The organism is Phenylobacterium sp. VNQ135, from assembly GCF_049445735.1.
GTDB lineage: Bacteria > Pseudomonadota > Alphaproteobacteria > Caulobacterales > Caulobacteraceae > Phenylobacterium.
In genome coordinates, this window is the sequence record NZ_JBMSDS010000002.1 from 996,270 (window position 1) to 1,016,472 (window position 20,203).

A 20,203-nucleotide genomic window follows, 5' to 3' on the forward strand; every position below is an offset into this window, starting at 1 on the left:
GGCCAGCCTGCGCATGATGCGTCCCAACAAGTGTTTGAGGGGGCGCGCGTGAAGAAGCTGCTCATCGCCAACCGGGGCGAGATCGCCGTGCGCATCGCGCGCACGGCCGCGGAGATGGGCATCGAGAGCGTCGCCGTCTTTTCCGAAGACGACGCGGCGTCCCTGCACGTGAAGCGGGCCGACGCGGCCGTGGCGCTGAAGGGGTCTGGTCCCGCGGCGTACCTCGACATCGGTCAGATCGTGGCGGCGGCGGAGGCGCAGGGCTGCGAAGCGGTCCACCCCGGCTACGGCTTCCTGTCGGAGAACGCCGCCTTCGCGCGCGCCTGCGAGGCGGCGGGGGTGGTGTTCGTCGGACCTGGGCCGGACACGCTGGAGCTGTTCGGCGACAAGGCCCGGGCGCGGGGCCTGGCGCAGGGCTGCGGCGTGCCCGTGCTGGCGGGAACGGAGGGGCCGGCGACGCTGGAGGAGGCGCAGGCCTTCCTGCACGCCCACGGGCCGGTGATGGTCAAGGCGGTGGCCGGCGGCGGCGGGCGGGGCATGCGGCCGGCGAGCACCGCCGACGCGCTCGCCGAGGCGTTCGAACGCTGCGCCTCCGAGGCCAAGGCGGCGTTCGGCGACGGCCGGCTGTACGTGGAGCGCTTCCTGCCGCACGCGCGGCACATCGAGGTCCAGGTCGTCGGCGACGGGCGCGAGGCGATACACCTTTGGGACCGCGAATGCTCGTTGCAGCGCCAGCGGCAGAAGCTGGTGGAGATCGCGCCGGCCGACATGCTGCCCGAGGCCGTGCGGGAGAAGCTGTTCCAAGGGGCGCTGAGGCTCGCGAAGGCCGCCCACTATCGCGGGGTCGGCACCATCGAGTTCCTGGTGGAGGGCGGCGAGGCGGTGTTCATCGAGGCCAACGCCCGGCTGCAGGTGGAGCACACGGTGACCGAGGCGGTCACCGGGCTCGACCTCGTGTGGCTGCAGCTCGAGATCGCGGCGGGGCGAAGCCTGAAGGAGCTGGGACTGAGCCAGGAGGCCGTGCCCGCCCCGCGCGGCCACGCCGTGCAGGCGCGGGTCAACCTCGAGACCATGTCGGCGGACGGGTCGGCGCGACCGGCGGGCGGGACGCTGGCCGTGTTCGAGCCGCCGTCGGGGCCCGGCGTGCGCGTCGACGGTTTCGGCTACGCGGGCTATGCGACGAGCGCCCGGTTCGACAGCCTGCTGGCCAAGGTGATCGTGCATGCCGGGACGGGCGGCCTCTCGCGCGCCGCCGCGAAGGCCTACCGCGCCCTGTCGGAGTTCCGCATCGAAGGGGCCGAGACCAACATCGCCTTCCTGCAGGGCCTGCTGGCCCATCCGGCGGTGGCGGCGGGCGACGTGCACACCCGCTTCATCGAAGAGCACATGGGCGAGCTCTTCCAGGCGCCGGAGCCGCATCCGAAGCTCTACTTCGACGCTGCCTCGCGGGGCGCGGACACGGCGCGCCGGACGCTGGAGGTAGACGCGCCCGCCGGGACGACCCCGCTGAAGGCGCCGCTGCAAGGGACGGTCATCGGCCTCCAGGCGCAGGTCGGCGAGACCGTGCGGCCCGGCCAGCCGCTGCTGATCCTCGAAGCGATGAAGATGGAGCACGTCGTGGCGGCGGAAAGCGCGGGCGTGTTGCGCGCGCTCGCGGTGCAGGCTGGCGAGACCGTCTTCGAGGGCGACGTCGTGGCCTTCCTTGAGCCGATAGAGGGCGGCGACGCCGCCCATGCCGCCGAACAGGCCATCGATCTCGACGCCATCCGGCCCGACCTCGCCGAGGTGATCGAACGCCACCGCCTGACGCTGGACGAGGCGCGGCCCGATGCGGTGGCCCGCCGCCGCAAGACCGGCCAGCGGACGGCGCGGGAGAACCTCGCCGACCTCTTCGATCCCGGCAGCTTCAGCGAGTACGGAGCCATGGCGGTGGCGGCCCAGCGACGGCGCCGCACGCTGGACGACCTGCGCGCGAACACCCCGGCCGACGGCATCGTCACCGGCGTGGGCGCGGTGAACGGTCACCTGTTCGACGAGGACCGCGCCCGCTGCGTGGGCCTGGCCTACGACTTCACCGTGCTGGCCGGCACGCAGGGCCACTTCAACCACAAGAAGACCGACCGCATCCTGGAATTCGCCGAGCACTGGAAGGCGCCGATCGTCTGGTTCACCGAGGGCGGCGGGGGCCGGCCCGGCGACGTGGACGGCGGCCAGCTCTCGGCCTCGTCGCTGGATACGACGAGCTTCACCACCTTCGCGCGGCTGTCGGGCCTCGCGCCCCGCATCGCCATCAACTCGGGCCGCTGCTTCGCCGGCAACGCCATCTTCTTCGGCTGCGCGGACATCACCATCGCCACCCGATATTCGAACATCGGCCTGGGCGGTCCGGCGATGATCGAGGGCGGCGGCCTTGGCGTCTTCACGCCGGACGAGATCGGCCCTTCGGGCGTGCTGTACGCCAACGGCGCCATCGACCTGCTGGTCGAGGATGAGGCCGAGGCGACCACCGCGGCGAAGCAGCTGCTCGGCGTGTTCCAGGGGGCGGTTCCGGACTGGACCTGCGCCGACCAGCGCCGGCTGCGCCACCTGATCCCCGAGAACCGCGTGCGGGCCTACGACATCCGCGAGGTGATCCGCACGCTGGCCGACGACGGCTCCTGGCTCGAGCTGCGCGGCGGCTACGGACGCGGGATGATCACGGGCTTCCTGCGGATCGAAGGCCGGCCGATGGGCGTGATCGCCAACGATCCGCGCCATCTGGGCGGCGCCATCGATTCCGAAGGCGCCGAGAAGGCGGGCCGGTTCCTGCAGCTCTGCGACGCCTTCGATGTGCCGGTGCTTTCGCTGTGCGACACGCCGGGCTTCATGGTGGGGCCCCAGAGCGAGGCGACGGCGGCGGTGCGGCGCGGCTCCCGGATGATGGTGGCGGCGACCAGCATCTCCGTCCCGCTGTTCACCGTGGTGCTGCGCAAGGGTTACGGCCTGGGCGCCCAGGCCATGGCCGGCGGCGACTTCTCGGCGCCCGCGATGACGATCGCCTGGCCCACCGCCGAGTTCGGTCCGATGGGGCTCGAAGGCGCCGTGCGGCTCGGCTACCGCAAGGAGCTGGAGGCCGAACAGGATCCCGCCGCCCGCCAGGCGCTGTTCGAGAAGCTGGTCGGCAAGATGTACGAGAACGGCAAGGCGCTTTCGGTGGCCTCGGTCGTCGAGATCGACGCCGTCATCGACCCGATGGAGACCCGCGCCTGGCTGGTGCGGGGGCTGAAGGCCTGCCCCGTGCCGCCGAAGCGTCCCGGCAAGAAGCGGCCGTTCGTGGATACGTGGTGAGCTAGTGCGGGACGTATGAGCGCAGCACGTCCTCGATGACGCGCTCGAGCTGCTCCAGGGTGCCGCACTGCTTGGCGACGTGGCAGAAGCGGGCGTAGCGGTTCATGACGCTGTCGCCCTGGCCCCAGTAGCTCTCGGGCTCGGGGTTCAGCCAGATGACCGCACGGCTGCGGTCGTGGATCTGCTTCATCAGGTCGAGGCGCGGCTCGGCGTGGTTCGAGCGGCCGTCGCCCAGGATGATCACCGTCGTCTTGCGGTCCAGGCTGTCCAGGTGGTTCTCGGCGAAGTCGGCGAGGGCCTGCCCGTAGTCGGTGGACTGGAAGCCGATCTCCTGCAGCACCTTGAAGATCGCCTGGTCGACGGCGTGGTCGTCGAGGATGTCGCCGACCGGGATCAGGCGGCCGGAGAAGGCGAAGGCGTCCAGCCGCTCCACCACCTCGTTCAGCGAATAGAGGAAGGTCAGGAGGAACTGGGCGAAGGCGGCGACAGACTTCGAGACATCGCAGATCACGACGATCGACGGGCGGTCGACCTTCTTCACCTTCCAGGCGATCTCGAACGGCACGCCGCCGTGGGCGGTGGAGCGCCGCAGCGTCTTGCGGATGTCGAGGTGGCCCCGCTGCGCGGCCCGCCGCCGGCGGGCGTACTTCGTGGCGAGCCGCCGGGCCATCTTGCGCACGAGCTGCTGCATCAGCGCGTAGTCGACGGGATCGACGCCGCCGTCGGCGTTGAGCTGCTTGCGCACCAGCCGCTCTTCCCGGAGCTCGCGGGCGGACGTTGCGGCATAGAGGTCGTGCTGGCGCTGGACGTAGGCCTGCGCCTGCTCGAACAGCCGGCCGCGCGCCGCCTCCAAGCGATCGGCCAGACCCTGACCTTCCCCGTCGGGCAGGCGTCGGGCGCGGGCGATGATGGCCTCGATCTGATCGAGGCCCATCTCCTCCAGCAGGCGTCGGGTCATGCGGCTGCGTTGGGTGGTGAGCCGGATCTCGGTGACGCCCGCCTCGCGGGCGGCCTCCTCCATGGCCTGCTGGACCGCCGCGGCGTCGCCCTGCAGCACGGCCTGGGCGAGCGGAGACTCCGCCACCTGCTCGGCCTCGCGCTCGCTAAGCGGCGCGGGCGGCGGCTCGGCGGCCACCGGGTCTCTCGCGAAGAAGGCTTCGAACGTCGCCTCGAAGCGGTCGACCTCATCCGCCGACTTGGCGAGCGTGGCGCAGAGCGCGTCCTTGAACAGCGTCCGATCGGCGAAGCCGGTCACCGCCACTGCGCGCGTCGCGTCGATCGCCTCGGCCGGGGAGACCCGGACGTCGGCGGCGCGCAGGGCGCGGAAGAACTGTTCGAGCGTGCCCTGCATCAGCGCCGGTGGATCAGCTCCACCACCTGCGGCTCGACGGCGGCGATGTCCTGCTCGAACTTCAGGATCACGTTCAACGTGTCGCGCACGACCTCGGCGTCGAGGCTATCGGCGTGCAGCAGGACAAGCGCGCGGGCCCAGTCCACCGTCTCGGAGATCGACGGCGCCTTCCGCAGGTCGAGGGTGCGCAGCGACTGGACGAAGGCCACCAGCTCGCGGGTCAGCCTGGCCTCGATGCCCGGCACGCGGCTGGCGACGATCTTCTCCTCCAGCGCCGCTTCCGGCAGCGGGATGTGCAGGTGCAGGCAGCGGCGCTTCAGCGCGTCGCCCAGGTCGCGGACGTTGTTGGAGGTGAGGAACACCAGCGGCGGGGTCTTGGCCTTGAGCACGCCCAGCTCCGGCACCGAGACCTGGTAGGCCGACAGCACCTCCAGCAGGAACGCCTCGAAGGCCTCGTCCGACTTGTCGACCTCGTCGATCAGCAGCACGCAGCCGTCGTCCTGCTGCAGGGCCTTCATCAGCGGCCGCGGCTCCAGGAAGGGCTCGGAGAAGAACAGGTCGCCCATGCCGTGCAGGCGGTCCATGGCCGCGTCCATGGACTTGGCGTCGGCGAGGGCCTCGCCCATCCGGTCCTTGAGGATCTGGGTGTAGAGGAGCTGCTTGCCGTACTTCCACTCGTACAGCGCCTTGGACTCGTCGAGGCCCTCGTAGCACTGCATGCGGATCAGCGGCTGACCCAGCATGGTCGCGGTCGAGAGCGCGAGCTCGGTCTTGCCGACGCCGGCCGAGCCCTCGACCAGGATCGGCTTCTGGAGATTCACGGCCATGTAGAGCGCCGTCGCGATCCGGCGCGAGGCGATGTAGCCCACCCCAGCCAGGCCCTGGATCAGGGCGTCGACGGAGGCGAACGGATCGGCGCCGCTATTGGCGGCCGAGGGCGTGGAAACGGTCAAAGGAGAACGGCTTTCGAAATCGCGGGAAAGAACGCCGGCGATTGTGCCAGCGCTCTTCCACGACGCAAACAGCCGTTTGAGGCGGCCTTAGGGGGCCGGCTTGATCTCGAAGCTGACGCCTTGGGCCAGCGGCAGGGTCTTGCCGTAGTTCAGGGTGTTGGTGGCGCGGCGCATGTAGGCCTTCCAGCTGTCCGAGCCCGCCTCGCGGCCGCCGCCGGTCTCCTTCTCGCCGCCGAACGCCCCGCCGATCTCGGCGCCCGAGGGGCCGATATTGACGTTGGCGATGCCACAGTCCGAGCCGCGCGCCGAGATGAAGAGCTCGGCCTCGCGCATGTCGTTGGTGAAGATCGAGGACGACAGGCCCTGCGGCACGTCGTTCTGCAGCGCGATGGCCTCGTCCAGGTCGCGGTACTTCATGACGTAGAGGATCGGCGCAAAGGTCTCGCGCTTCACGACGTCGGTCTGGGCGTCCATCTCGACCAGCGCGGGGCGGACGTAGAACGCCTCGCCGGCCTCGACGCGCTCGCCGCCGTGGACCCTGCCGCCGGCCGCGCGGGCGTCGGCCAGGGCCTTCTGCATGCCGTTGAAGCTGGCCTCGTCGATCAGCGGGCCGACGAGCGTGCCGGCCTCGCGCGGGTCGCCCACCGGCACCGAGGCGTAGGCCGCCTTCAGGTTGGCGACGAAGCCGTCGTAGTGGCTCTCGTGCACGAACAGGCGGCGCAGCGTGGTGCACCGCTGGCCGGCGGTGCCCATGGCGGCGAACGCCACGCCGCGGATGGCGAGGTCGAGGTCGGCGGTGGGCGCGATGATCGCGGCGTTGTTGCCGCCCAGCTCCAGCAGGGCGCGGGCGAAGCGTTGCGCGAGGCGCGGACCCACCGCGCGGCCCATGGCCGTGGAGCCGGTGGCCGAGACCAGCGGCACCTTCGGGTGGTCGACCAGGGCCTCGCCCACCTCGCGGCCGCCGATGATCACCGCCGAAATGCCTTCCGGCGCGTCGCCGAACTTGGCCAGCGCGCGCTCGAACAGAGCCTGGACAGCGAGCGCGGTCAGCGGCGTCTTCTCAGACGGCTTCCAGACGCAGGCGTCGCCGCAGACGAAGGCCAGCGCCGAGTTCCACGACCAGACGGCGACGGGGAAGTTGAAGGCCGAGATGATGCCCACGACGCCCAGCGGGTGCCAGGTCTCCATCATCCGGTGGTCCGGCCGCTCCGTGGCCAGCGTCAGGCCGAAGAGCTGGCGCGACAGGCCGACGGCGTAGTCGCAAATGTCGATCATCTCCTGCACTTCGCCGAGCGCTTCCGAGACGATCTTGCCGGCTTCCAGGGTCACGACCTTGGCGAGGTCGGCCTTGGCGGCGCGCAGCTCCTCGCCGAACAGGCGGACCAGTTCGCCCCGGCGCGGGGCCGGCACGTTGCGCCACTTCAGGAACGCCTCGTGGGCGCGCTCGACGGCGGCGTTCACCTCGGCGACCGGGGTGTCGTGGACCTCGGCCATCACCTCGCCGGTGACCGGCGAGCGGACAGCGCGGCCGCCGCCGGTCCAGAGGGTTTCGGCGACCCCAAGGCGCTTGAGGACGTCGGCGGCTTCCGTCTTGGCGGAGGCGATCTTGGCGGGGGCGTTCATGAGCTTACTCGGCGGCGGCGCGCAGGAGGGTGGCGTCTTGCGGCGCGTAATAGCGGCCGAAGCGGTTGGCGAGAAAGTCCGGAAGCGCGATGTCCTCCTGGCGGATGAAGCCGGTCGAGGGCAGCGTGCCGTCCGCCAGCATGTCGAGCACCGCGCAGATGGCGCCGGCCGTGGTGATCTGGATGGCGCTCTTCAGCTCGCCGTAGATCTCCTGGGCGTAGACCTTATTGACGTAGGTCTCCTGCATCAGCCGGCCGGCCTTCATCCCCGAGACGGTGACGAAGACGATCACGACGTCCTGCATGGTCGCCGGCACGGCGTTTTCCAGGATGTCCTTCAGGACGTCGCGGCGATTGCGCAGGTTCAGGTCGTTGAGCAGCGCCTTGAAGATCGCCGCGTGCCCCGGGTAGCGGATGGTCTTGTAGTTGAGGTTCCGCACCTTGCCGTCGAGGGTGTGGCACAGCGTGCCCAGGCCGCCCGAGGTGTTGAAGGCCTCGTAGGTGACGCCGTCGAGGGCGAACTCCTCGCGCTCCTCCATGGCCGGCGTTTCGCGCAGCTTGCCGTTCACGATGGCCTCGCACGGCTCGCAGTACTCGTTGATGACGCCGTCGGTGGACCAGGTGAGGTTGTAGTTCAGGGCGTTCGACGGATAACGGGGCAGGGCGCCCACCCGCAGCCGCACGTCGTGCAGTTCGTCGAAGTGCTTGGCGAGGTCCCAGGCGGCGATGGTGATGAAGCCGGGCGCGAGGCCGCACTGCGGGATGAAGGCGGTCTTGGAGTCCTTGGCCAGCTCGCGAACGACGCGGCTGGACGCCACGTCCTCGGTCAGGTCGAGGTAGTGGGCTTCGGCGGCCTTGGCGGCGCGGGCCACCGCGGTCGTCAGGTGATAGGGGGCGCAGTTCACGACCGCGAAGCAGCCCTTGATGCGCTCGGCGACCGCTTCCGGATTGTCGATAGCCATGGCCAGGGTCTCGACGCGGTGGCGGCCCTCCAGGGCCTTCAGCGCCGACGCCGACTGGTCGAGGACCAGGACCTCATAGCTTCCCGAGCCGGTGAGCAGGTCGACGACCGTCGATCCGATCTTGCCTGCACCGATGACGGCGACCTTGCGCATGTGACTGCCTCCCTGACTGGTCGGAAGTCAGGCTCGGCCACGGCCCAGCCATTTACAATTGGCGCCCCGGCGAATCGTGCGGCTATTCTGGGCGTATCGCCGACCCTGATGGACATAGCGACGAATGGACGATCTCGACGAGCATCTGCTGGCCCGACTGCGCGAGAACGCCCGAGCGCCGGTCGCCGAACTCGCCCGGGCGCTCGGCCTGTCGCGGACGACCGTGCAGAGCCGGCTGGCGCGCCTGGAGCGCAGCGGCGTCGTCGCCGGCTACTCGGTCAAGCTCGCGCCGACCTATGCCGCAGGGCGGGTGCACGCCTTCATCATGCTGACCGTGGAGCCGAAGCAAGCCGCCGCCGTGACGTCCGCGCTGAAGCGGATGCCCGGCGTCACACGCCTGCAGTCGGTGAGCGGGCCGTTCGACATGATCGCCACGGCCGAGGCGGCGGGCGTCGCCGAGATGGACGCCATCATCGACGAGATCGGCGCCGTGAAGGGCGTCGAGCGGACCAACACCTCGCTGGTGCTGTCGACCAAGTTCGACCGCTAGGCGAAGTTCCGGGTGAGCCGGTTGTGGACGTCGGTGGCGGCCACGGCGCCTTCGCCCTCGGCCGTCGAAATCTGGTTCAGGCCGCGCACCACGTCGCCGGCGGCGTAGAGGCCTGGAACCGAGGTCTCCTGATGGTCGCCGACCACCAGCCGCCCGCTGTCGTCCAGCATCGCGCCGGCCTGGACGGCGAGCTGCGCCCGCGGCGTGACGCCCAGAGCCGAATAGACCACGTCGAAGCTACGCTTCTTGTCCTCGCCGAAGTCGAAGGCGGTGATCTTCCGGCGCTTGATCTCCACCGCCTGGACCGCGCTCTCGACGATTCCGACGCCGGCCTTCGTCAGGTCGGTGGTGAGGCTCTTCGGCAGCGGCTCGGCGCCCACGTGGATGAAGGTCACGTCGTCCGACCACGTGCGGATGAAGATCGCCTCGCGGGCGCAGTGGTCTTCACGGCCGATGACGCCGACGCTGCAGTCCTGCACCTCGTAGCCGTCGCAGATCGGGCAGATGCGCACGAGGCCCTTCTCCACGCCGCGCTCCAGGCCCGGGATGTCGGGGGCGTTGTCGATCACGCCGGTGGCCAGGATGACCGTCTTCGCACGCAGGGTCTCGCCCTCGGTCTCGATGCGGAAGCCCGACTTGAGCGGCGTCAGGGTCTCGACACGGCCGGCGCGGATCTCGGCCCCATAGGTCTCGGCCTGCCTCCGCATCCGCGACAGCAGCACCTTGCCGTTCACGCCGTCCGGAAAACCCGGATGGTTGCGGCTGCGCGGGATCCAGGCGGCGCGGCTGCCGCCGGATTCGATGACGACGAAGCGGCGTTTGAAACGGGCGAGGTAGATGGCGGCGGTCAGGCCCGCGGGGCCTGCGCCGATCACCACGCAGTCGAGGATTTCGTTGTCACCCATGGCAGGTGAGCCAACGCGCTTACGGGGCCGCCGGCTCCAGGTAGATCGGATTGCCGAGGATCCACAGCTTGCCGTCTGGCCCGCGCACGTCGACCCGCAGCCAGCCCTTGGCGCCGTCGGCGCGCAGCTCCAGCACCCGCGTCTCGCCGTCCTTGAAAGGCGGGTTGTCGGTGCGCATCAGACCCTTGCCGGGACCCGCGAAGGTCATATGGCCGCCGGCGAGGCCCGCGGTCTTCACCTCGATGCGAGCGATATCGCCGGCCTTCAGCTTCAGCACGTCCCCCATGTGCGCGGTCTGACCGCCGAGGGTCGCGGTCACGTCCAGCAGTCGGTCGCGCGTGCCCTCGACGTCGATGAAGACGCGGCCGGAACGGATGCCGGCGAGCAGCGCCGGCTGGGACAGGTTCTCGGCATAGACGACGGTCGTCGGCGAGCCTACGGACTGGGTGGCGGTGAGCGGCGTTGCGCCGTCGTGGTTGTCCGAGCCGCCGACGCCGGTGAGGCGGAAGCCCTCGTCGAGCCGCGCCTCCCAGAAGGGGATGCCCGCGCCGGGGCCTTCGGCTCCGAACTTCAAGCCGCCGCCGTTGATCGCCTCGATGGCCGCCACGCGGCGCCAGTCGGTCTCGGCGGTCCAGCCGCAGCCCATGCAGGCCTCGCCCGACGGCAGGCCGGGATGGTTCACCGAGATGATCCCGCCGGCCTTCTCGAGCTGGTCGAGTATGGTCCCGAGCTTGGGCGCGCGCGGGCCGCCGAGCTGGAAGTCCAGCGGGGCGGTGGTCCCGAAGACATTGGCGTGGCCCTGGAAGGTCGTGATCTCGCGGCCGGGGATCAGCAGCATCCGGTCGTAGTAGGGCTGCATCTCGGCGAGGGCGCCGAAGTGGGCGCTGGTGTTGTGATCGGTGACCGCGATGAAGTCCAAGCCCCGGGCCGCGGCGGCCTCGGTCGTCTTGAACAGCGGGCAGGGGACACGCGCCCCGCTCTGGGCCGCGCAGCTCCCATCGGAATGGGCGGTGTGCAGGTGGAGGTCGCCCCGGTACCAGCCCGGCGCATCGTTCAGCGGCCGCGGCGCAAAGCCCTGGAAGTCGGCCGGCTTCCGCTCGAACCAGATCCTGGCGGCGTAGGGCGCTTTCGACGTCTTGCGGATCGCCGGCACGCCCAGGATCAGCTTCCACTCTCCGGACGGGATGGGGCCCGGCAGGTACGAGGGCGTGGCGTAGGTTTCGGCCACCACGAAGCGGCTCTTGTTGCCGCCGCTCCAACCGCGAAAGCGCAGGGGATCCCGGACGCCCAGGTCGATGACCGAGCGCTCTTCCTTGCCCTGGTAGGCGAACTCCACGGTCACGGCGGTGACCCCCGCCGGGACCTTGAACGGGACCTCACGATAGGTCGTCAGATCGGCGTGGGTCATGACGCCGGTGAGCGTCACGTCCTGGGCCTGAGCCGCCGGAGCAAGGAGAAGCGCGGCGACCATCGCCGCCGCGCTCCATTGGAATAGCTTGGCCATACCGCGCATCAGAAGCGGTATAGCACGGCCGCCTTGAACGTCCGGCCGAGCTCGGGTCGGGCCAGGTAGTACCGGGCCCCCGCCTCGCCGGAGATGAACTGGCCGGCTCGCGGATTGCCCTCGGTCAGACCGATCTCGTTCGTCAGGTTCGTGCCGTAGGCGTAGAGGCTGACCTGGTCGGTCACGTTCCAGCGCACCGAGGCGTTGATGATCTCGTAGGCCGGGATCGTCAGGGTGTTGGCGATGTCGGAGTAGCGCTTGCCGTAGAACTGGAAGTCCACCTCGGCGCGCAGGCGGCCGTCCAGCAGGTTCACCCCCGGCGTGAAGCGGGCGGACACCTTGGGCGACCGAATGATCCGGTTGTCGGTGAAGTCGCGGGCCCGCAGGCAGTCCGCCCCGGCGGTCGGCGTGTCGGACGGCAGCGGGCACGCGCCGCCGACCTTGGCCACGCGCTCGTTGAAGATGAAGTCGCCGTAGGTCGGCTCCTGCAGGGTCACGGTCCCGCTCATGTCGAACCATTCCGTCGGACGCACCGTGCCTTCCAGCTCGACGCCCCAGGAGGTCGTCGAGGCGAACTCGGTCTGGCTGATGTAGCTGTTGGTGGTGGCGTCGTAGCGGGTCTCGGTCAGGCTCTGGCTGTCGAAGTGGGTGTAGAAGGCGGTGGCGTAGGCGGTGAAGAACTCGCGGTCGATCTTCACGCCGGCCTCGGCCAGGTTGATGCCCTGGGCCCGCGGATCGGTCCGCGTCGGGTTGGTGATGAAGTCGCCGAGCGACGGCAGGCGGAAGCCCTTGGTGTAGCGGGCGAAGACGCCCAGGTTCGGGTCGACCTGGTAGTTCACGCCGATGGTCGCGCCCCAGTCGTCGAAGCTGCGGTCCAGCGGATCGAACACGCCCGTGCCGCTGATCGCCTGATCGTCGGCGGTGTTGTTGGCGAGCTGGTTCAGGTTGATCGTCGCCCGGCGCTCGTTGCGGCCGGTGAGTTCGATCCGCTCCCACCGGGCCCCGAAATCGAGCCGCAGCTTGTCGGTGATGCTCCATTCGTCGGCGGCGTAGATCGCCCAGGTCTCGCTCTCGCCCTCGGCGTTGTCGAACTGGCTGCCATAGCGGGAGACGCCGTTGTCCGTGCCGCGCGCGACCACGACGCCGGCGGCGTTGACGTAGTCGATGTTCAGCAGCCGGGCGTTCTCGCGCACGTCGATCAGCACGGCCGCGCCCTGCTGCAGGAAGGTCTCCTCGGCCTTGGCGTAATAGACGCCCAGCGCCAGGTCGTGGATCTGGCCGCCGACGTCGAAGGCGCGGGTGATGCGCAGGTCGTTGATGGTCTCGTCCAGGGTGATGTCCTGGGCGCGGACGAAGGCGTCCATGACCAGGCCTGTGCCGTTCTGGCCGGCGAGGTCGAAGGCCTGGCCGCCGTTCACGTAGGTCAGGCGCGGGGTCGTGCCGGCCGGCGCGCCGCGGGCGATCCGGGCGGCCGCCGCTTCCGGCGTGTTGGGGAAGAGGCCCTGGCGGAGCAGGTCGCTGGTCCGGTAGCGGAAGCCTTCCTTGAGGGTCCAACCGGCGACCTCGAACGTACCCTGCAGGGTGTACTGGGTGAGCTTGAGGTCGGCGCCCTTGGTCTGATCGAAGGCGTAGGGGCCGTTGCTGGTGCGCAGCACCAGCTTGCCGGTCTCCGGACCCGCCAGCGTGCCGTAGTTGGCGTCGAAGCCCGGGATCTCGGCCGTGTCGCCGTCCTGGTCGAAGGTCAGCGGGACCGGCAGGTAGAAGATCGTATTGTCGTCGATGTGCTTGACGTTGAAGTCGATCGAGCCGCCCTCGAAGTCGCGGCCGACCTGGAAGCGGACCTGGCCGCCCTTGTTGGCGTCGAAGCCCGGATCGCGGACGCCGTCGTCCTGCCGATAGAACCCGCCCAGGCCCAGGCGGAAGCCGCCGACCGTGCCGCCCATCCAGGCGTCGCCGCGCCAGTAGCCCCAGTCGCCCACCTCGGCCTTGGCCAAGCCTTCGAAGGCCTCCGTCGGCTTGCGGGTCAGGAAGTTGATCGTGCCGCCCGGCGCATAGGAGGCGAAGATCGACGACGGGCCGCCGCGCACCACTTCGACGCGGTCCACCGTCTCGTCCATGCGGAACGAGAAGTCGGTGTTGAGGAACCCCAGGCCGCCGTCGCTCTGCACCGGCAGGCCGTCTTCCTGCAGGGCGATGGCCGCGAAGCCCTCGATCGGGATGCCGCGGGCGCGGATGTTGGCCCCGCCGACGCCGCCCGAGGCCTCGACCCACAGGCCCGGCACGTTCTTCAGCACCTCGGCGACGCTGGGCGAGGCCTGGAGACGCAGCTTCTCCTCGGACACCGTGGTGATGGCGTAGCTCGCCTCGACCTTGCGCTGGGCCTCCGAGCCCGCGCGACCGGTAACGACCAGCTCCTCGACGTCGGTGGGCGCGGCGTCGTCGGCCAGGGCGGGCGCGGCGAACGCGAGCGCGGAAGCCGCGGCGGCGGCGAAGAGCATGGCTTTCATGGAAGGACCCCCTCTCGATTTGAGGGTCCGCCCATAGCGCCGCTCCTTATCGGTTCGGCGACGGCCATATGTCAGTTCGACTGCGATGCAGGCGGGCCACACCTGCTAGGGTGGGGCATGTCCGACCCCTTCGACCTGCGGCGGTTCGTCGACGCACAGGCGCCGGTCTATGACCGCGCGCTGGCGGAGATCCGCGCCGGCGCCAAGCGCAGCCACTGGATGTGGTTCGTCTTCCCGCAGATCGCAGGCCTGGGCTCCAGCCCGACGGCGCGGGCCTATGCGATCTCCGGCCTGCCCGAGGCCCAGGCTTACCTCGCCCATCCGGTGCTCGGGCCGCGATTGATCGAGTGCGCCGCGGCGGCGCACGCGGTGCAGGGACGGAGCGCGCGCGAGATCTTCGGCAGTCCGGACGATATGAAGTTCCGCTCGTCCATGACCCTCTTCGCCCACGCCTCGGACAACCCGGTCTTCCGGGGCGCGCTGGCGAGATACTTCGACGGCGTCGAGGATCCCCTGACGGTGGCGCGGCTCTAGACCGGCGCCGTGGAGATCCGCCGGCGTTCGGTGGAGCGCACGAGTTCGGCCCAGATCGCTTCACAGGTGGCGACATCGCCCGCGGCCTCGGCGGCGGCGTGACGCTCGATCAGCGCCGCACGCAGGCGGCGGTTCTCGGCGGAGAGGGCGGTGAGGCGCAGATCGCAGTCCTCGCCGGTCTCGCCCAGTAGGGCTCGCACCGCGCGATTCTCCTCCACCAGATTGTGGGCGGCGCCGTCCCAGGCCTCAGCCGCAAGGCCCAGCAGCATGGCCGACAGCGTGAGGTCGCTGGCGCGCTCGGCCGGCGGTGCGGCCGGGTCGGCATTCTTCAGGAGCAGGCCCGCGAGCTCGGCCAGGACGGCGGGAACTTCTGGCGTCATAGCCGCTCCATCACCTTCAGCATGGCGCGGTCCTGGGCGTTGATCAGCCACCACGCCGGGTAGACCATGATCGGCGACCTGTTGCCGCCCGAGGTGAAGGCCTTGGCGCTGCCCACCCAGATGCCCTGGCCCTTCACGCAGTTGAACAGGATCCACCACGTCAAGGCCGCCGGGTCGGCCTTCATGCCGCTGGCGCGCTCCCAAGCGGCGATCGCCTCATCCTGCGGGACCAAGCCCCCGGCCAGGCCCTCGCGGCCGAAGCTCCACACGGGCTGAAGGCTCCATCCCAGGTCCTCCAGCGGATCGCCCAGGTGCGCCATCTCCCAGTCCAGCACGCCGTGGATCTCGCCGGCCTCGTCGAACAGGTAGTTGCCGGTGCGATAGTCGCCGTGCACGACCGACAGCTTCTGGGCCGGGGGCGGCGGATTGGCGCGCAGCCAGCGGATGGCCGCCCGGGTGATCGGCAGGGGCTCGACGGCGTCGCGGTCGATCAGCGCCTCCCAGTGGTCGAGCTCGCGGCGCCAGCAGGCGTCCAGCGGCGGAGCCGGCATGACGGCGGTCAACCCGAGCGCTGCAGGGTCGGCCTTGGCGATCTCGCCGAGGATCATCCACTTGCGCTCCGCCAATCTGGGTATGACCCGGTCATACGCGCCCGACAGCAGCACCTGCGGCGACGCCTGGTGGCCGCAGAGTTCCTCGGCGACGAAGAACGGGTGGTCGAGGGCGTCGTCTTCCTCCTCCAGCCACAGCATCTCGGGAACCGGCACGGCCGATCCGTGGAAGGCGCGATAGGCCTCGAACTCCACGCGCCGTTCGGTCTCGATCAGACTGGCCGGCGGATCGCGCCGGAGGATTAGCGGACGCTCGCCGCCGTCCCAGCTCAGCCGGAAACGGTAGGTCTCGCGGCTCGCGCCGCCCGAGATGCGCTCAAGCCCCGACACGGCGAGGCCGCGCGCGTCCGGCATCTTCCGCGCGATATAGGCCGCGAGGCGTTCTTCCAGCGGATGCGACACGGGCTGTCTGCTTAGGCCATCTCGAACCGGATCGGCAGGCGCTTGGGCCCGTTGACGAACACCGCCTCGCTCAGGGCGGGCTCACCGGCCAGTTCCACCGACTTCAGGCGCGGGATCATCTCTTCCCACAGGATCCGCATCTCCATCTTCGCCAGGTGCTGGCCCAGGCACAGGTGGGCGCCGTATCCGAAGGCCAGGTGCCTGTTGGGCTTGCGGTCGACTCGGAAGGCGAAGGGATCGTCGAAGACCTCCTCGTCCCGGTTGCCCGAGGCGTAGCAGAGCATCAGCCAGTCGTCCTTCTTGAGCTGGCGACCGGCGAACTCGGTGTCTTCGGTCACGGTGCGCATGAAGGTCTTCACCGGCGTGGTCCAGCGGATCGACTCGTCGACGAGCCCCGGGATCAGCGACGGGTCGGCGTGCAGCTTGGCGAGTTCGCCGGGATGCTCCGCCAGCGCCCACAGCGCTCCACCCGTCGAGGACGATGTGGTGTCGTGCCCCGCCGTGGCGACTATGATGTAATAGCTCAGCGCCTCGAAGTCGGAGATCGGCTGGCCGTCGATCATGCTGTTGGCGATCACCGAGCCCAGGTCGTCGGATGGGTTCGCGCGCTTCCGCTCCGAGAGGGCCCGGAAATACTCGAAGAAGTCGGTGATGACGCTGATGTCGATCTTCTGCGGCGCGGCGGCGGCGGACATGTCGGTGTCCTTGTGCCGCGACAGCTCGGGGTCGGCCGCGCCGAAGATCTCCTGGGTGAGCTGCAGCATCCGCGGCTCGTCCTCTTCGGGCACGCCCAGGATGCTCATGATCACGTGCAGCGGGTAGTGCAGGGCGACCTGCTTGACGAAATCGCACTCGCCTCCGGTGGCCGCCATCTTCTCGACCGTGGCCCTGGCGATCACCCGGATCCGGTCCTCCATCTTGCGGAGGTTCGGCGGCATGAACCAGGCCTGGGTGAGCGTCCGGTACTTCAGGTGGTCGGGCGCATCCATGTGGATCAGCGTGCGCAGGAGGTGCGGGCTGCCGCCCATCATCGCCCGGACCTGCTCGTCGATCGCCTTGGTGGTCAGGACGGGATTGCGGTCGCCGTTGTGGAACAGGTCGTTCTGGCGGCTGATCTCAAGAATGTCGGCGTGCTTCGTCGCGACCCAGAAGGGATCGAAGCCGTCGATCACCGCCTGGCCGAACGGCTGGTTCCGGCGCAGCCAGCGGTAGGTCTCGTGGATCTGGCCATTCGCGTAGGCCCAGGGCTGCACCAGGGTGTCGGCGTACTGCGCCGGGATGCGGTGGTCTTCGCGCGTCATGACGCTCATCGCGATATCCGTCCCCGGCTGACGCGAGGTCAGCGCAGACGACGCCTCCCAATTGTTCTTATCTTGGCCGCAGTTGATACCCGTGTGTGGCGACCGGCAAGACTGACGGCGCGTCAACCGCGGGACGGGAGGGACGGGCATGCTGACGCGCGGCGACGACTATCCGATCCACCAGACGCCGGAGCCGATCGCCTACGCAGGCTCCGACCGGAATTTCTACGACCGCTACTTCTTCAACGCCTATTCCCCGGACGGCGCGCGGTTCGTGGCGGTGGCCTTCGGGGTCTATCCGGCCCTGAACGTCGCCGACGCCCACGTCTCTGTGCTGGAGGGCGAGGTCCAGCGCTGCCTGCATGCCTCGCGCATCCTCAACCTTGAGCGCATGGATCTGAGCGTGGGGCCGATCCGCATCGAGGTGCTGGAGCCGCTGCAGCGCCTGAAGGTGACGGTGGAGAAGGCCGAGGGCATCGCGTGCGAACTCGTCTTCGAGGGCCGCGCCTTCCCCATCGAGGAACCGCGCTTCGTCAAGCGCAACGGCCCGCGCCTGTTCATGGACTACACGCGCCTGACCCAGAACTGCTTCGTCTCAGGGTGGGTCGAGGTGGACGGCGAACGCTGGGACGCCTCGGGCTGGCTCGGCACCCGCGACCGTTCCTGGGGTATCCGGCCGGTGGGCGCGCCCGATCCGCAGCCGACGCCGGGCGGCCAGATTCCCGGCTTCTTCTGGCAGTGGACGCCGGTGAACTTCGACGACCGCTCGGTCTTCTTCCACGTCAACGCCGACCCGAACGGCAAGCCCTGGAACACGCGCGCGGTGGTGCTGCCGGACGGGGCCGGCCCGGAGGGCGGCGAGCACGCCGAAGGTGCGGCCATGGATGTCACCCTTCGCCAGGGGCTGCGCCACGCCGAGAGGGGAACGCTGAGGATTCCGCTGGCTTCGGGCGAGGCCACCGTCAGCTTCGAACCCCTCGCCACCTTCCTGATGCGCGGCATCGGTTATGGCGGCGAGTGGCGGCACGGCGCGCTGCAGGGCGAGCTGCGGGTGGCGCGCGAGGACATCGACGTGGGCGCGGCCGACATGGCGGCTATGGAGAACCTGCACATCCAGGCGATCTCAAAGGCCGTGCTGAGCGCCCCCGGCGAACCCGAACGACAGGGCGTCGGCGTGTTCGAGCAGCTGATCCTCGGGCCCTACAAGCCGTATGGCCTGTAGACCCTAGCCCAGCACACGCATCACCCGCGCCGCCGCCGGAAGCATCAGCGCCACGAGCAGCGTCGGGAAGATGAAGAGGATCAGCGGCACGGTCAGCTTCGCCGACAGCGCCAGCGCCTTCTCCTCGGCCCGCAGCATCCGCTTCTGGCGCATGTCCTGGGAGAAGACGGCGAGCGTCTCGCCGAGGCTCGTGCCCATCTCCTCGGCCTGACGCAGCATGGTGGCCAGCGCGCGGGCGTCCTCGATGCCAAGGCGGTCGGCGAAGGCGGCCCAGGCGTCCTTCCGCGCGCGGCCGGCGCGCAGCTCCAGGACGAGGAAGCGCAGGTGGACGGTCAGGTGCGGATAGCGCCGCTCCAGTTCTTCGGTGACGCGGCTGACCGCGGCGTCCAGGGACAGGCCGGCTTCCACCGAGGCGACCAGCAGGTCCAGCAGGTCGGGGAAGCCGTCGAGGTATTCCCGCTCGCGCCGGCTCTTGCGGCTCTTGAGCACCTGGTCGGGCCCATAGAGCGCGGCCAGCGACAGCACCACCGCCGTGGACAAGCCTCCCAGGTTGCCGCCCTTGGCGCCCATCATCATCGGCAGGGTCATCAGCACGCCTATCGTGGCCGCCACCATCAAGGCCGCCTTGACGCCCAGGAAGATGACCGGCGCCTCGCGGCTGTAGAATCCCGCCTGCATCAGCCGCGAGCGCAGCAGCGAGACCTTGGCCGGGTCGCGCACCGCGCTCTGCTGGCCCAGCCGTCGCACCGTCGAGAGCAGTTGATCGGGCAGCACGCCCGTGGGTCTTTCGACCGTCGTGTTGCGAACGCCGCCGGCCAGCGCGCCGGCGAGCCGGTTGCGCCGGAGCGCGCGCACACGCAGTTCGGCGACACCGAAGAAGGCCAGGCCGGCGACCGCGCCGCCCACCAGCAGCAGGCCGATGCCGTAGATGATGGTCTCGAGGGTCATGCCTCTACAGCCTCATGTTGATCATGCGGCGCATGACGAGGTTGCCGATGCCGATCCAGCAGACGAGGCCGATCATGGTGTACTTCACCATCGGCTCGTTGATGACGTCGCCATAGAACTTCGGCGAGATCAGCATGATCATGCCGACCGCGACGAACGGCGCGGCCGTCAGGATCGCCGCGGAGGCGCGTCCCTCGGACGAGGCGGCCTTGATCTTCAGCCGCATCTTGTGCCGCTCGCGGATCGTCGAGGCGTTCAGCTTCAGGAGACCCGTGAGGTTGCCGCCTGTCCGCTCCTGGAGCCGGACCGTCGCGGCGAAGAGGTCCACGTCGGGATGCTGGCAGCGTTCGGACATGCGCTCGATCGCCTGTTCCAGCGTGGCGCCGAAGGAGATCTCGTCCGCCGCCATGCCGAACTCGGTGCCGACGGGATCCGCCATCTCGCGGCCCACCAGGGCGATGGCGGTCGGCACCGGGTGGCCGGCCTCCAGGCTGCGGACGATGATCTCCAGCGCCTGGGGCAGCTGAAAGCCCAGCGCATTGGAACGTCGCCCGGCGATGAATTTCAGCACCAGGATCGGCAGCCCGACTCCGGTGACCAGCGCACCCACCGGCGCCAACAGCAGGTTGCGGCTCATGAACGCCAGGCCCGCGCCGCCGACGAGGGCGGCCAGCGCCACATAGCTCAGCCACTTGCGCTGATCGTAGGGCAGGCCCGAGGCGACGATGAGGTCCGACAGCTTGCGGAGCATGCCGCCCTTGCGCTTGCCGGCGGCGGTCAGGCCCCGCTGCTTGCGCAGCTCGACCACCAGCCCCTGGATGCCGCCGTCGACCTTCTCGGCCACCTTCAGCCGGCGGTTCACGACGCGCTTCTGGGCGGCGTTCGAGAAGATGCCGATCAGGGCCTGCGCGCCGGCGAACACGGCGGCGAAGACCATCACCAGGAAGATGGTGCGGACGTCGATCGTCATG

Annotated in this window: 16 protein-coding genes; 4 read left to right on the forward strand and 12 right to left on the reverse strand. The window is 69.7% G+C overall.

The features are described from left to right. The first annotated feature begins 48 nt into the window (after window positions 1–48). Window positions 49–3,327 carry a carboxyl transferase domain-containing protein gene (locus ACO2Q0_RS10825; protein WP_423351496.1) on the forward strand — a complete coding sequence of 1,093 codons (3,279 nt, stop codon included), beginning with the start codon at window positions 49–51 and terminating at the stop codon, window positions 3,325–3,327. 1 nt (window position 3,328) lies between these two features. Here ACO2Q0_RS10825 and ACO2Q0_RS10830 read toward each other — a convergent pair whose 3' ends face one another. The 4 genes from ACO2Q0_RS10830 to ACO2Q0_RS10845 all read right to left on the reverse strand — a co-directional run bounded on the left by ACO2Q0_RS10830 (window position 3,329) and on the right by ACO2Q0_RS10845 (window position 8,368). Next, entirely contained in the window at window positions 3,329–4,678 is a 1,350-nt protein-coding gene (locus ACO2Q0_RS10830) for a vWA domain-containing protein (protein WP_423351497.1), read from the reverse strand. Continuing rightward, entirely contained in the window at window positions 4,678–5,631 is a 954-nt protein-coding gene (locus ACO2Q0_RS10835) for an AAA family ATPase (protein ID WP_423351498.1), read from the reverse strand. Before ACO2Q0_RS10835 ends, ACO2Q0_RS10830 begins: the two co-directional genes overlap by 1 nt. A gap of 87 nt (window positions 5,632–5,718) precedes the next feature. Continuing rightward, on the reverse strand, window positions 5,719–7,254 hold the full coding sequence (locus tag ACO2Q0_RS10840) for an aldehyde dehydrogenase family protein (RefSeq protein ID WP_423351499.1): 1,536 nt from the start codon (window positions 7,252–7,254) through the stop codon (window positions 5,719–5,721). 4 nt (window positions 7,255–7,258) lie between these two features. Beyond that, window positions 7,259–8,368, reverse strand: a complete 1,110-nt coding sequence (locus ACO2Q0_RS10845) for a saccharopine dehydrogenase family protein (protein WP_423351500.1) — start codon at window positions 8,366–8,368, stop codon at window positions 7,259–7,261. Between the two features lie 124 nt (window positions 8,369–8,492). On the opposite strand from ACO2Q0_RS10845, the gene ACO2Q0_RS10850 reads away from it, so the two are divergent. Continuing rightward, a complete protein-coding gene (locus ACO2Q0_RS10850; RefSeq protein WP_423351501.1) occupies window positions 8,493–8,918 on the forward strand; it encodes an Lrp/AsnC family transcriptional regulator in 426 nt (141 codons plus the stop codon). Here the strand turns inward: ACO2Q0_RS10850 and ACO2Q0_RS10855 are convergent. The 3 genes from ACO2Q0_RS10855 to ACO2Q0_RS10865 are packed head-to-tail and all read right to left on the reverse strand — an operon-like array spanning window position 8,915 to window position 13,834. Beyond that, on the reverse strand, window positions 8,915–9,823 hold the full coding sequence (locus tag ACO2Q0_RS10855; protein ID WP_423351502.1) for an NAD(P)/FAD-dependent oxidoreductase: 909 nt from the start codon (window positions 9,821–9,823) through the stop codon (window positions 8,915–8,917). The two genes, ACO2Q0_RS10850 and ACO2Q0_RS10855, sit on opposite strands and share 4 nt — an antisense overlap. Before the next feature lie 19 nt (window positions 9,824–9,842). Then, the gene (locus ACO2Q0_RS10860; protein WP_423351503.1) at window positions 9,843–11,327 is read right to left on the reverse strand and encodes a CehA/McbA family metallohydrolase; all 1,485 of its coding nucleotides are present in this window, start codon (window positions 11,325–11,327) and stop codon (window positions 9,843–9,845) included. 8 nt (window positions 11,328–11,335) lie between these two features. Beyond that, entirely contained in the window at window positions 11,336–13,834 is a 2,499-nt protein-coding gene (locus ACO2Q0_RS10865) for a TonB-dependent receptor (RefSeq protein WP_423351504.1), read from the reverse strand. Window positions 13,835–13,951: 117 nt separating this feature from the next. Between ACO2Q0_RS10865 and ACO2Q0_RS10870 the strand changes: the two genes are divergently transcribed. Continuing rightward, window positions 13,952–14,368, forward strand: a complete 417-nt coding sequence (locus ACO2Q0_RS10870; protein ID WP_423351505.1) for a DUF1810 domain-containing protein — start codon at window positions 13,952–13,954, stop codon at window positions 14,366–14,368. On the opposite strand, the gene ACO2Q0_RS10875 is transcribed toward ACO2Q0_RS10870, so the two are convergent. Genes ACO2Q0_RS10875 through ACO2Q0_RS10885 form a run of 3 tightly spaced genes read right to left on the reverse strand, consistent with a single transcriptional unit; the run spans window position 14,365 to window position 17,071 of the window. Next, on the reverse strand, window positions 14,365–14,748 hold the full coding sequence (locus tag ACO2Q0_RS10875; RefSeq protein WP_423351506.1) for a hypothetical protein: 384 nt from the start codon (window positions 14,746–14,748) through the stop codon (window positions 14,365–14,367). The two genes, ACO2Q0_RS10870 and ACO2Q0_RS10875, sit on opposite strands and share 4 nt — an antisense overlap. Next, window positions 14,745–15,713 carry a phosphotransferase family protein gene (locus ACO2Q0_RS10880; protein ID WP_423351507.1) on the reverse strand — a complete coding sequence of 323 codons (969 nt, stop codon included), beginning with the start codon at window positions 15,711–15,713 and terminating at the stop codon, window positions 14,745–14,747. The genes ACO2Q0_RS10875 and ACO2Q0_RS10880 overlap by 4 nt, the downstream gene beginning before the upstream one ends. A 59-nt stretch (window positions 15,714–15,772) precedes the next feature. Continuing rightward, on the reverse strand, window positions 15,773–17,071 hold the full coding sequence (locus ACO2Q0_RS10885) for a cytochrome P450 (RefSeq protein WP_423351508.1): 1,299 nt from the start codon (window positions 17,069–17,071) through the stop codon (window positions 15,773–15,775). Window positions 17,072–17,210: 139 nt separating this feature from the next. On the opposite strand from ACO2Q0_RS10885, the gene ACO2Q0_RS10890 reads away from it, so the two are divergent. Beyond that, window positions 17,211–18,284, forward strand: a complete 1,074-nt coding sequence (locus ACO2Q0_RS10890) for a hypothetical protein (protein WP_423351509.1) — start codon at window positions 17,211–17,213, stop codon at window positions 18,282–18,284. 3 nt (window positions 18,285–18,287) lie between these two features. Here ACO2Q0_RS10890 and ACO2Q0_RS10895 read toward each other — a convergent pair whose 3' ends face one another. Next, on the reverse strand, window positions 18,288–19,232 hold the full coding sequence (locus ACO2Q0_RS10895) for a type II secretion system F family protein (RefSeq protein ID WP_423351510.1): 945 nt from the start codon (window positions 19,230–19,232) through the stop codon (window positions 18,288–18,290). Between the two features lie 4 nt (window positions 19,233–19,236). Beyond that, a complete protein-coding gene (locus ACO2Q0_RS10900; protein ID WP_423351511.1) occupies window positions 19,237–20,202 on the reverse strand; it encodes a type II secretion system F family protein in 966 nt (321 codons plus the stop codon). Window position 20,203: the final 1 nt, after the last annotated feature.

What these genes read in the sequence shown, in the direction of transcription:
- ACO2Q0_RS10870 (WP_423351505.1), top strand. Translation starts at nt 13,952, where the DNA reads ATGTCCGACCCCTTCGACCTGCGGCGGTTCGTCGACGCACAGGCGCCG.
- ACO2Q0_RS10850 (WP_423351501.1), top strand. Translation starts at nt 8,493, where the DNA reads ATGGACGATCTCGACGAGCATCTGCTGGCCCGACTGCGCGAGAACGCC.
- ACO2Q0_RS10875 (WP_423351506.1), bottom strand. Translation starts at nt 14,748, where the DNA reads ATGACGCCAGAAGTTCCCGCCGTCCTGGCCGAGCTCGCGGGCCTGCTC.
- ACO2Q0_RS10865 (WP_423351504.1), bottom strand. Translation starts at nt 13,834, where the DNA reads ATGAAAGCCATGCTCTTCGCCGCCGCCGCGGCTTCCGCGCTCGCGTTC.
- ACO2Q0_RS10885 (WP_423351508.1), bottom strand. Translation starts at nt 17,071, where the DNA reads ATGAGCGTCATGACGCGCGAAGACCACCGCATCCCGGCGCAGTACGCC.
- ACO2Q0_RS10830 (WP_423351497.1), bottom strand. Translation starts at nt 4,678, where the DNA reads ATGCAGGGCACGCTCGAACAGTTCTTCCGCGCCCTGCGCGCCGCCGAC.
- ACO2Q0_RS10880 (WP_423351507.1), bottom strand. Translation starts at nt 15,713, where the DNA reads ATGCCGGACGCGCGCGGCCTCGCCGTGTCGGGGCTTGAGCGCATCTCG.
- ACO2Q0_RS10855 (WP_423351502.1), bottom strand. Translation starts at nt 9,823, where the DNA reads ATGGGTGACAACGAAATCCTCGACTGCGTGGTGATCGGCGCAGGCCCC.
- ACO2Q0_RS10845 (WP_423351500.1), bottom strand. Translation starts at nt 8,368, where the DNA reads ATGCGCAAGGTCGCCGTCATCGGTGCAGGCAAGATCGGATCGACGGTC.
- ACO2Q0_RS10860 (WP_423351503.1), bottom strand. Translation starts at nt 11,327, where the DNA reads ATGGCCAAGCTATTCCAATGGAGCGCGGCGGCGATGGTCGCCGCGCTT.
- ACO2Q0_RS10900 (WP_423351511.1), bottom strand. Translation starts at nt 20,202, where the DNA reads ATGACGATCGACGTCCGCACCATCTTCCTGGTGATGGTCTTCGCCGCC.
- ACO2Q0_RS10895 (WP_423351510.1), bottom strand. Translation starts at nt 19,232, where the DNA reads ATGACCCTCGAGACCATCATCTACGGCATCGGCCTGCTGCTGGTGGGC.
- ACO2Q0_RS10890 (WP_423351509.1), top strand. Translation starts at nt 17,211, where the DNA reads ATGCTGACGCGCGGCGACGACTATCCGATCCACCAGACGCCGGAGCCG.
- ACO2Q0_RS10840 (WP_423351499.1), bottom strand. Translation starts at nt 7,254, where the DNA reads ATGAACGCCCCCGCCAAGATCGCCTCCGCCAAGACGGAAGCCGCCGAC.